We start from the raw sequence: 9,425 nt of genomic DNA, 5'->3' as shown, positions 1-9,425 counted from the left end.
TGCGGGGTAACTTCCATGGCGATAGTCTCTTTACCGATGTACGGCGTTAGCCACCAACAGGTGGAACCGTTCTGGCAGGCGCTACGCGATAAGCTGCGGCAACTGGGTATGGCAGAGGTTCCCCAAGAGTTGAGTTGGCCGCAGGATTTACCGCAACACTGGCAACGGCCGGATCTGCTACTTAGCCAAACCTGCGGTTATCCATTGGTGACGGTGTTACCCCAGGTACAGCTGGTGGGCACTTACCATTACCGCGTGGAGGGGTGCAGCGGGGCGAACTACAGCAGTTGGCTGGTGGTGCGTGAGGATGAACCGGCTGACCGTCTGGAAGATTTCCGCGATCGCGTGGTGGCGTATAACAGCCAGGATTCACAGTCCGGGTATAACAGCCTGCGGGCCTTGATTGCACCGCTGGCGCAGGAAGGGCATTTTTTCCGTCAGGCTATCGCCTCTGGCAGTCACTATCGCTCACTAGAGATGATCCTGGAGGGGCAGGCGGATATTGCGGCCATCGACTGCATCAGCTTTGCCCTGTTGAAACGGGCACGGCCCCAGGCCGTTGCTGGCCTGAAGATTATTGGCCGTACCGCTGCGGTACCGGGCTTGCCGTTGATCACGGCGGCCGGAACGCCAGACTCACAATTGGCAATCCTGCGCACTGCGGCCAGTTCTATGGTCAACGATACGGCCAGTGAAAGCCTGCTGATCGGCGATTTTAGTCTGGTGCCGCGTGCCGCTTATCAGCGGGTGGCCGAGCTTGAAAGGCTGGCGGCCAACGCTGGCGTCACGGTGTTATAACGCGGGTTATTTCGCTTCGAGAGTTGCCGTTGGGGTGCTATCGGCAGAGGCATCGTTGGCCGTTGTGGTCTCTTCTTGTGGCGTGGTGGAACGGGTGTACATATTCAGCCCGGCCAGGAACACGCCGCCCAGAGAGCCGAAGGCGCATAAGGCGATGACGATGAGAAACGCTTTTTTCCGCATAATAATTATTTCGCAGGTTGTCCAGAATTGCGGGAATTATAGCCCCTTCCCTGGGTGAAACAACACTCGTTTAATTGGGGGTATGCAGGCTGCACCGACCCCCTCGTCTTTTTGGGCAGGATCGGGTTCACAACTGAGGTTCAAAGGTTTTGCGAGACGGATTCAGAACCCATTCGCTCATAATGTGCGCCGATGACAGCCTATGGTAGGTTTTTTATGTTAAGTCCAAGGATGACCGACATGAAAAAAACCTCCTCCACCCCGCATGATGCGGTATTTAAGCAGTTCCTCACCCATCCAGACACGGCCCGTGATTTCCTGGAATTACACGTGCCGCCTGCCTTGCTGCAATATTGCGATCTGAACACGCTAAAGCTGGAATCTGGTAGTTTTATCGAGAGCGACCTGCGTGCCTATTACTCTGACGTACTCTACTCGTTGCGAACCGAGAGAGGGGATGGTTATGTGTACGTTTTGATCGAACATCAAAGCTCGTCCGACAAACATATGGCATTTCGTTTAATACGCTATGCCATTGCGGCAATGCAACGCCACCTTGAGGCAGGGACCAGCTTCCTCTGGTTATTCCTATGCTCTTTTATCACGGTCAGGTGACGCCTTATCCCTATTCAATGAGTTGGTTAGAAGAATTCAGTGAGCCTGAACTAGCCAGGCAGCTCTATGCGGGGCATTTTCCGTTGGTTGACGTTACCGTCATTCCGGACGATGAAATCATGCAGCACCGCCGCATGGCCATTCTTGAGTTGTTACAAAAGCACGTACGCCAGCGCGACCTGGTTGAGCTGTTAGAACAACTGGTCACATTGTTGTTGGCCGGATACACTACTAAAGAGCAACTCATATCATTGGTGAACTATATGCTGTTGGTGGGGAAAGCAACCGAGCCGGAGACGTTGATCCGTGAGTTGGCCAGACGTGCGCCGCGGCATGGGGAGGAATTGATGACTATTGCAGAATATCTCGAGCAAAAAGGTTTCGAGAAAGGTATTGAGCAAGGTATTGAAAAAGGTATTGAGCAAGGAATGGAGAGGGGTGAACGCGGGGCAGCTTTGAAAATAGCGAACTCCATGCTGGCTAATGGCTTCGAGCGTGCAATAGTGATGCAGCTAACTGGCCTTTCGGAAAACGATTTGGCACAAATCCACCACTCACATTGACGGCCGGGCTGGCGACATCGTGACACCCGTTTTTTATTCCCCAGCAGTCAGGCTGAGGGAAGAATGTAAGCTTCCCTCTCCTTGTGTGGCGCAATGCCTTACTTCACGGCTGACTGCACCTTGGCCGGGCGGGCAAACAGGTATTTACCCAGCGTCACCAACACCACCGCCGAAACGATAATCACCAACGCCAGCCACTCGCGCGGGCCCAGGGATTCGCCAGCAAAACCGACGCCGAGCAGCACCGCCACCACCGGATTAACGTAGGCATAGCTGGTCGCTACCGCCGGGCGTACGTTTTTCAACAGGAACATATAGGCGCTGATCGCCAGCATTGAGCCGAAAACAATCAGATAACCGAGCGCCATAAAGCCGCTGAAGGTGGGCATTTTATCCAAATGTTCACCGCTCAGTTGGCTGGCGATGGTCAGCACCACGCCGGCCACCAGCATTTCTGCGGCACCGGCCATCGGCCCGGCGGGGAGCGAAATGCGTGAGCCGAGTACCGAGCCAAAAGCCCAACTGGCGGAAGCTAACAGGATCAACAGCGCGCCGGTCGGGTTACCCACCAGGTTATTGCCGGTGTTGAGCAACACAATGCCCACCAGGCCAAGGGCGATGCCGGTCCACTCAAGTTTGGTATTGCGGATGCCCCAAAACATGCTGAAGCATAGGGTGAACAGCGGCACCGTAGCGACCATCACCGCAGCAATGCCGGAAGGCACATCCTGATGCTCGGCTACCGTAACCAGGCCGTTACCCACGGCCAGCAACAGAATGCCAATAGTGCCCGCGGCGACCCACTGTTTCAGAGTGGGCAGGGCATGACCCCGTAGCAACAGGAAAACGAACAGGATGATACCGGCAATCAGAAAACGAATGCCCGCCATCATCAAAGGGGGCCAGCTTGCCACCCCCACTCGGATAGCGAAGTAGGTTGATCCCCAGACAATATATAACGTAAACAGCGCCCCGATTAACGGCAGGAGATGACGATTTTGTTGGCTCAGCATGGGTTTTTTATTCGGTAGGGTGAAAAATCGTTAGGACACTCAGTAAACCTTAAGGCATAGCCGATAAGCAATGCTTTTCTACCCGTTTAGTGGTGTCGTGGTACCGGGGAATGTTGCAAATCCCTGGCTTAAATCAAGGGATTACGACTGGAAAATCTGGTAGGCGCAGCGGCGGGCACAGGTAAGAATATGTTCGCTGCGCTCCACCTTGGCTTGTAGCACCTCGGTAAATACGTTCAGCTCGGCGCGGCAAAATCCTTGGCAAACCGCCGCGGCGCTGCAGATGGGGCAGTGATTTTCCACCAGCAGAAACTCGCCGTCTTTCTCTTCGCTCCACTCGGCCATATAACCTTCACGGCAACGGATGGCTGCCAGACGAGCAACACGCTCACGTAAATCGGCTGCACCGATCATCGCCTGTTTATAATTAATTCGGGTCTCCTGTTCTCGGCTGTCGATCAGCAGGTCCATCGCTTGCTCACCCAGTTTGTCACGCACCGTGCGCAACAGTTGGGCGGTTAATTCGGCATGGGCATCGGGAAAGTGGGCGTTACCTGCGGCGGTCAACTGCCAGAGCTGTACCGGGCGGCCAACGCCGCGTGTTTCGGCCTTGGCTTCCACCAGACCTTCTTTTGCCAGCTTGACGAATTGCTGACGAGCGGCTTCACCGGTGGTGCCGAGTACTTTTCCCGCTTCTGAGGCTTGCTGCGGACCGTGGGTTTTCAACAGCTTCAGCAAGCGGTCACTGACCGAATGTGCGGTGCATTCGCCATTTTCCAAGTTAATTCTTGACATATTACAGCGCCTCGCCCTTAATTATTCCAAGATATTGCTTGTTAAATTTAGCCTAATAGCCAGATCAACTCAATGCCATTCCTCTGAAAACAGGACGATAACCGTGATAACCGATGAGAACAGCCGTTGGAGCGATCTCTTTTCCGGCAAAAATGCCGCCAGTGCCATCGCACTGTCGCTTGGCGTCGCTTTGCATGCGATCAATATTCTGGTGGCGACCACCATTTTACCTTCGGTGGTGCAGGACATCGGTGGGTTGGATCTCTATGCCTGGAACACCACCCTGTTTGTGGTGGCCTCGATATTAGGCTCGGCGCTGTCGGCACGTTTGCTGAGTGGCTACGGAGCGCGCAGTGCTTATCTGGTGGCGTCGCTGTTCTTCATCGTGGGTGCGATGTTGTGTGCGCTGGCCCCTTCCATGCCGGTGATGTTGATTGGCCGCACGGTGCAGGGGTTTGGCGGCGGCCTGATCTTTGCACTGTCCTACGCGATGATTAACCTGGTGTTTGAACAGAAACTCTGGCCACGCGCCATGGCGTTGATCTCCGCAATGTGGGGGATTGCTACGCTGGTGGGGCCTGCCGTCGGCGGGATTTTTGCCGAATTGAACGCCTGGCGCTGGGCGTTCGGTATTCTGCTGCCGATCATGGTGCTGTACGCCGCCTTTACGTTCCGTATCCTGCCCAAGGGTAAACCGCAGCAGCGGCCAACGCCGTTACCGCTGATGCAGTTGCTGCTGCTGGCTGGCGCGGTATTGGTGGTATCGGCTGGCAGCCTGGCAGATAGCGGTTGGCTAAACGTGGGCGGCATCGTGCTGGCGTTGTTGTTGTTGATTGGGTTAATCCGGCGTGAGGGGCATTCCTATGCCCGCCTGCTGCCACATCAGGCACTGCGTCGTGGTTCGGCTCTGGCTTCGCTGTACGCTACGGTAACTCTGTTGGTGATCGGCATGACCAGCGAGATCTTTGTGCCTTACTTCTTGCAAACTTTGCATGGTCAGTCACCGCTGATTTCCGGCTATATTGCTGCCACGATGGCAGCGGGTTGGACCCTGTCAGAAATTCTCAGCTCCGGTTGGCGCGGCGTGGGGATACGTTTGGCGATTATTAGTGGGCCGATCCTGGTGCTGCTTGGTTTGCTGGGGCTGGCGGTACTGATGCCTATTCCTTCTAATGGCCACTGGCAGGCACTGGGGCCGATCGTACTGGCTTTGACGTTGGTCGGTTTCGGGATCGGTTTTGGTTGGCCGCACCTGCTGACGCGAATTTTGCAGGTAGCCCCTCAGGCCGACAAGGATATCGCCGGGGCATCTATCACCACGGTGCAGCTATTCGCCACGGCGTTTGGCGCGGCACTAGCGGGGATGGTCACCAATCTGGCCGGATTTACCACGCCGGGGGGCATTGAGGGCGCAGCCTCTGCTGCTCATTGGCTGTTCCTGCTGTTCGCCTTGGCCCCGCTGTTGGCGATCTACAGCGCCTGGCGCAGTGCGGCCATTAGCCAGCCAGCCGAGGAGTCTAGCCATTCTCCTAACACATCGATTTCCTGATAGAGAAGCGGTAACCGAGCTGAAATAAATTAGCCGCCTTCCATGTGATTGCCTGTGGGGGGCGGTTTTTTGTTATTTGCTCCGGTCCCTTTAACTGTGTCGCGTTGCCCGGAGCAGAGGGAGGGATGACTTGGCAATTTTGTACAAACGCTCGATCTCGCTGAGTGCTATGTCAAATCACTGAGATAAATACGCAAGCGAATACAATACTCGCCCTCTTTCCTGCGCTATTCTACTCCTTCGTTCGAAGGAGAAAATAATGACTTACCAATCAACACTCACGGAGCCGCCAACGTTGCGCCTGCGCCCGGCCTTGCAGGGGGCGGTGGCGATCCTGCCGCTGTGCCTGGCGGTGCTGCCCTGGGGGATCCTGGCGGGGTCAATGGCGATCCAGAGTGGCCTGACGGCGGCAGAGGGGCTGGGGATGTCGGCGATTGTTTTTGCCGGGGCCTCTCAACTGGTGGCGATGGGGATGATCAAAACCGGTGCCGGTATGCTGGCGATCCTGATCTCCACCTTTTTCGTCACTGCCCAGCACTTCCTCTACGGCCTGCGCCTGCGGGAATGTATTGCTCCGCTACCGCTGAGGTGGCGTGTCGCACTGGCGTTTTTGCTGACCGATGAGCTGTTTGCCCTGACCGGCGATCATGGCCCGGCGCGCTTTAACCGTTGGTATGCACTGGGGGCAGGGCTGGCGTTTTATTTGAGCTGGTTCTTTGCCACCTTGCTCGGCGTAGTGGCGGCCAGCAGCATTGATCTGGATAGCTACGGGCTGGATTTCTCGATCGCCGCGACCTTTATCGCCATCATTGTGCCGTTGGTACGTAATCTGCCGGTGCTGGCCTGCGTGTTGACATCCTTGGTGCTGTCGATTGGTTTGCACCATTATCAGGTGCCCGGCGCTTTGATTATTACCACCGTGGTGGCGATGTTGGTTGGGCTGCTGTGCAGCAGGGAGAAAGAATGATCTGGCTGACCATTATGTTGATGGGTGTGATTGTCTTCTTCAACCGCTACTGTTTCCTGGCACCCAGCCTGCCGGTGCGTTTATCGCAACGGATGAGAACCCTGTTGAGCTTCTCGGTACCTGCGGTACTGACCGCTATCTGCGGGCCAATCATCGCCTTCAACGGGGATGAGTGGCGCGCACTGCCCGAGAACCCTTATCTGTGGGGAGCCGTATTTGCCATTGTTCTGGCCGTTTTCCTGCGCAATACGCTGGCGGTCGTGGTGCTGAGTATGCTGATGTTTATTCTGCTACGTACACTGCTGTAACCCGCGCCTCAAAATATTCCCCCTGAATAATTCAGGGGGGAAGGGCATCACATCGCCATTGTCATCTCAAACTGACGCAACGGATCTTCACGCCAGCCAAGATGCTGGAAGAAGGGAGCGACCTCGTCCGGAACAAATACGTTGGCCGACAGCGCCAGTGGGGCGAACTGTGCTTGCAGCGCTTGCAACAGAAGGCGCGCCTGGCCCTGGCCGCGAAGCGCTGGCGGTACATAAATCATACGCAGATGGCACTGCTGTACGCCCGGCATCACCAAAGCAAAAGCCTGCTGATCCAGAGTGAAGGCGCGTGGGTTGCCGGGCAGCTTGTACAACGACTCCGGGGCGATCAACCATGGTAAGCCAGGTTGACCCTCGGAGGTCATCCGCTGGGCAAGTGCCAACGGGTCGATTTGTTGCAAGGTTGCCGTGGATCCCGGGGTTGCCAAGGGGGCGTGAAATCCCAATAGCGTGCGGGTAATGGCTAAGCCGGCCTGTTGATACAGTGCCAGGGCCGCGTGATTACCGGCGATCACTTCCAGCGAAAGCTGGCGATCGCCCCGCGTATGGGCATCCGCAATAATGCGTTGCATCAACGTCTTGCCTAACCCTCTACCGCGCATTTCCGGGCGGATAGATAAGGCCGCTACACGGCTATGTTGGCCCCGGCGCGCGATCAAGGCCAGCGCCACCGGGTGCTGCTGATGGGTGACGATAATGCTGTGATTCAGGCTGAGGTCTTCGGCGGCAAAGCGGCTGCTAAAGGTTTCGCCGTCGATCACAAAAGGAACAATGTAGTTCTCAAAACAGTGGCTGAGTATTTGCGCCAACTGCATACTGCTGTAGGGCAAGGCGGTGTGAAACTCGAACTGACTATCGATAGGCATGGCGGTTCCAAAGAGGCAGCGATGGGACCTTTATATCTAGCTGCGATCGACCAATCAGGCAAGTATTAAGCTGTTTTTGCCGGATTGGTGAGCAAAAAATGGTGATGAAAAAGCCGGGCGACGTGGCCCGGCGAAGTAACTTGAGAAATAGCCGTAGCTATAAATTGCAGTAGTGGTTATGTGTCACAGCGTAAATCAGAACTGGTAGGTCAGAGCCACGGCAACCACGTCGTCGGTTTTCAGACCTAGCTTATTGTTGTCGTCGAGTTGGTTGATTTTATAATCCACATAGGTGGACATATTTTTATTGAAATAATAGTAAGCACCCACATCAATATATTTCACCAGGTCGGTGTCACCGATGTTTTCAATATCTTTAGCCTTGGACTGGACATAAGCCAGTGACGGCCGCAGGCCGAAGTCGAACTGATATTGTGCAACCACTTCCACGTTCTGGGTTTTATTGGCAAACCCGCTAACGGAGGTAGGGGCATTATTAATGGTCGCGGTACCGGAAATTGGCGTCAGGTTATGGGTTTCGGCATAGGTAGCGGCCAGATATACGCTGTTGGCGTCATATTTCAGGCCGGTTGCCCATATATCGGCTTTATCACCCTTGCCATAGCTGCTCTGTTTCTGGCCGGTAGTCCGGTTCGAAGAGGCATAGGCGGCCGTAACGCTGACGCCATCGATGATTTCGTAGCTGGAAGACAGGCCGAAACCGTCGCCGTTAGCCTTGCTGTTGGCGCGGGCATCGTTTTCGTTCTTGCCCTGATACTGCACGGCAAACTTCAGGCCATCGACCAGGCCGAAGAAGTCGTTGTTACGGTAGGTAGCCACGCCGTTGGCGCGCCCGGTCATAAAGTTGTCGGTTTTGATATAGGTGTCATCGCCGAATTCCGGCAGCATATCCGTCCAGGCAGCAACGTCGTAAATAACACCGTAGTTACGGCCATAGTCGAATGAACCAAAGTTTTTCACTTTCAGGCCAGCAAAACCAAGACGGGTTTTAGTGTCTTTAGTGCCATCCGCTTCGCTGTGGTTAGCGGCGATCTGATATTCCCACTGGCCGTAGCCGGTCAGCATATCGTTAATCTGGGTTGCTCCTTTAAAGCCGATACGCACGTAGGTTTTATCACCATCATTGCTGCTATCGTCTGAGAAATAGTGCAGCGCTTTTACTCGACCATAAAAATCAAGCTTGTTGCCGTCTTTATTGTAGATCTCTGCTGCCTGTGCGGTCTGGGCAATGAAAAGTGCCGCAATAACGGCAAGAAGAGTAGGTTTCATGGTGTTCCCTGCTTTGTAAGATTGAAAGACGCTGATCATCTGTTTTATTACGATGCTACTTTGCTGCCGGAGCTAGCGCAGCGCAGATTTTTTACCGCAGTTGTGTGATGTATTTATGACAGGTCAGGTAAATGGATATCGAATGGTGAAAAATAATCCAGAAGAGGCGTTTTTTTTCAGAGGGGCGGGGTTCTGTTGTGCAAAGATGCGAGGCTATACGCAAAAAATTCGATGTCCGGTTGTGAGAGTAGGGGCTTCCTTGCGGCGCGTTTCGCAATGTTGGCAAGCCAACCGTAAGTCGGGCTGACGCCGCGGGCGGTCTGTGGGACAATGGCGCCATCATTTCGTTTAGATAAGAGTTGAATGGCGCTTTCCCCCGCAGTTAAAGATCAGATCGGCCAGTGGTACAAAGCCCTGCAGCAGCAAATACCGGATTTTATTTCCCGTGCCCCTCAGCGGC

The 9,425-nt window shown here is 54.8% G+C and carries 9 protein-coding genes and 2 pseudogenes; 6 read left to right on the top strand and 5 right to left on the bottom strand.

All coding sequences use genetic code 11. From position 1 onward, the window contains the following. Positions 1-15 precede the first annotated feature (15 nt). Positions 16-798, top strand: a complete 783-nt coding sequence (locus ACLQ7H_RS04150) for a phosphate/phosphite/phosphonate ABC transporter substrate-binding protein (RefSeq protein WP_411751573.1) — start codon at positions 16-18, stop codon at positions 796-798. A gap of 6 nt (positions 799-804) precedes the next feature. Here ACLQ7H_RS04150 and ACLQ7H_RS04145 read toward each other — a convergent pair whose 3' ends face one another. Beyond that, entirely contained in the window at positions 805-981 is a 177-nt protein-coding gene (locus ACLQ7H_RS04145; protein ID WP_411751572.1) for a hypothetical protein, read from the bottom strand. A gap of 240 nt (positions 982-1,221) precedes the next feature. On the opposite strand from ACLQ7H_RS04145, the pseudogene ACLQ7H_RS04140 reads away from it, so the two are divergent. After that, positions 1,222-2,159, top strand: a pseudogene (locus ACLQ7H_RS04140) (Rpn family recombination-promoting nuclease/putative transposase). A 98-nt stretch (positions 2,160-2,257) separates the two neighbouring features. Here ACLQ7H_RS04140 and yedA read toward each other — a convergent pair. Together yedA and ACLQ7H_RS04130 are read right to left on the bottom strand one after the other, a co-directional pair. Beyond that, the gene (gene yedA / locus ACLQ7H_RS04135) at positions 2,258-3,172 is read right to left on the bottom strand and encodes a drug/metabolite exporter YedA (protein WP_059200248.1); all 915 of its coding nucleotides are present in this window, start codon (positions 3,170-3,172) and stop codon (positions 2,258-2,260) included. Positions 3,173-3,313: 141 nt separating this feature from the next. Further along, positions 3,314-3,967 carry a helix-turn-helix transcriptional regulator gene (locus ACLQ7H_RS04130; protein WP_411751571.1) on the bottom strand — a complete coding sequence of 218 codons (654 nt, stop codon included), beginning with the start codon at positions 3,965-3,967 and terminating at the stop codon, positions 3,314-3,316. 103 nt (positions 3,968-4,070) lie between these two features. Between ACLQ7H_RS04130 and ACLQ7H_RS04125 the strand changes: the two genes are divergently transcribed. From ACLQ7H_RS04125 to ACLQ7H_RS04115, 3 genes are all read left to right on the top strand, one after another. Continuing rightward, positions 4,071-5,516, top strand: a complete 1,446-nt coding sequence (locus ACLQ7H_RS04125; RefSeq protein ID WP_411751570.1) for an MFS transporter — start codon at positions 4,071-4,073, stop codon at positions 5,514-5,516. Positions 5,517-5,775: 259 nt separating this feature from the next. Further along, on the top strand, positions 5,776-6,483 hold the full coding sequence (locus ACLQ7H_RS04120; RefSeq protein WP_411751569.1) for an AzlC family ABC transporter permease: 708 nt from the start codon (positions 5,776-5,778) through the stop codon (positions 6,481-6,483). Next, complete coding sequence (locus ACLQ7H_RS04115; RefSeq protein WP_411751568.1) at positions 6,480-6,791, top strand: AzlD domain-containing protein; 312 nt, start codon at positions 6,480-6,482, stop codon at positions 6,789-6,791. The genes ACLQ7H_RS04120 and ACLQ7H_RS04115 overlap by 4 nt, the downstream gene beginning before the upstream one ends. 47 nt (positions 6,792-6,838) lie before the next feature. Here ACLQ7H_RS04115 and ACLQ7H_RS04110 read toward each other — a convergent pair whose 3' ends face one another. Together ACLQ7H_RS04110 and ompC are read right to left on the bottom strand one after the other, a co-directional pair. After that, positions 6,839-7,675, bottom strand: coding sequence for a GNAT family N-acetyltransferase (locus ACLQ7H_RS04110; protein ID WP_411751567.1), 837 nt, complete (start codon positions 7,673-7,675; stop codon positions 6,839-6,841). A gap of 195 nt (positions 7,676-7,870) precedes the next feature. Beyond that, positions 7,871-8,965 (bottom strand): porin OmpC, encoded by a 1,095-nt coding sequence (gene ompC, locus ACLQ7H_RS04105; RefSeq protein ID WP_411751566.1) that lies wholly within the window; start codon positions 8,963-8,965, stop codon positions 7,871-7,873. Between the two features lie 363 nt (positions 8,966-9,328). On the opposite strand from ompC, the pseudogene ACLQ7H_RS04100 reads away from it, so the two are divergent. Then, positions 9,329-9,425: pseudogene (locus tag ACLQ7H_RS04100) on the top strand (DEAD/DEAH box helicase); the annotation flags it as partial.

This window comes from Serratia sp. (in: enterobacteria) (assembly GCF_046715635.1).
GTDB lineage: Bacteria > Pseudomonadota > Gammaproteobacteria > Enterobacterales > Enterobacteriaceae > Chania.
Note: the sequence above shows the minus strand (reverse complement) of the source record. Positions and strands in the feature narration are given on the sequence as shown.

Bases quoted from the DNA above. Each gene is read 5' to 3' on its own strand.
- ACLQ7H_RS04150 (WP_411751573.1), top strand. From the start codon at position 16: ATGGCGATAGTCTCTTTACCGATGTACGGCGTTAGCCACCAACAGGTG.
- ACLQ7H_RS04145 (WP_411751572.1), bottom strand. From the start codon at position 981: ATGCGGAAAAAAGCGTTTCTCATCGTCATCGCCTTATGCGCCTTCGGC.
- yedA (WP_059200248.1), bottom strand. From the start codon at position 3,172: ATGCTGAGCCAACAAAATCGTCATCTCCTGCCGTTAATCGGGGCGCTG.
- ACLQ7H_RS04130 (WP_411751571.1), bottom strand. From the start codon at position 3,967: ATGTCAAGAATTAACTTGGAAAATGGCGAATGCACCGCACATTCGGTC.
- ACLQ7H_RS04120 (WP_411751569.1), top strand. From the start codon at position 5,776: ATGACTTACCAATCAACACTCACGGAGCCGCCAACGTTGCGCCTGCGC.
- ACLQ7H_RS04115 (WP_411751568.1), top strand. From the start codon at position 6,480: ATGATCTGGCTGACCATTATGTTGATGGGTGTGATTGTCTTCTTCAAC.
- ACLQ7H_RS04110 (WP_411751567.1), bottom strand. From the start codon at position 7,675: ATGCCTATCGATAGTCAGTTCGAGTTTCACACCGCCTTGCCCTACAGC.
- ompC (WP_411751566.1), bottom strand. From the start codon at position 8,965: ATGAAACCTACTCTTCTTGCCGTTATTGCGGCACTTTTCATTGCCCAG.